Source organism: Limnohabitans sp. 2KL-51, assembly GCF_003063645.1.
Lineage (GTDB): Bacteria > Pseudomonadota > Gammaproteobacteria > Burkholderiales > Burkholderiaceae_C > Limnohabitans_A.
In genome coordinates, this window is record NZ_NESJ01000075.1 from 1 (window position 1) to 527 (window position 527).

Sequence of the window (527 nt, forward strand, 5' to 3'; positions counted from 1 at the left end):
CCGTGTTGTTGGCGTCTGCACCATCAGCATTGGCGTTCAGTGCCGCATCACGGAATGCGTTGCTGGCCACGTTCACGCTGCCCACGCCCTGGCTGCCGGCTGCCGGCGTGAAGGTGGCGGTGTACTGGGTAGGACTCACTTGCACCCAGTTGGAGAGTGTGCCGCCACTGGCTTGCACATCGCTTTGCACAAAGTCGCTGGAGGGCTCGGACAACACAAAGCTCAGCTGCGCCGTCTGGCCGGCCGCGAGTGTGGCTTTGTCGGCCGTGATCGCGATGGTGGGGGCGGTGGTGTCGGGTGTGGCCGGGTTGGTGCGGGTGTTGTAGGCCAGCACCACTTGGTTGTTGTCCTCTTGCGTGGCTCCTGCGGGGGCGGGGCTGACGTAGGTGTCCGCGTTGGTATTGCCCGCCGCATCGGTGAACGCGCTGGATTTGACGCCAACGGTGGCGCTGCCGCTGGCGTTGGCAGACGGCGTGAAGGTGGCCGTGTATTGGGTGTAGCCGCCCGCTGCGCTGCCGCTGGTGGAC

1 protein-coding gene is annotated in these 527 nt (G+C 65.8%); it reads right to left on the reverse strand.

Translation table 11 applies throughout. From position 1 onward, the window contains the following. Window positions 1-527, reverse strand: a 527-nt coding sequence (locus B9Z49_RS21975; RefSeq protein WP_233254762.1) for an Ig-like domain-containing protein, incomplete at both ends; no start/stop codon positions are given.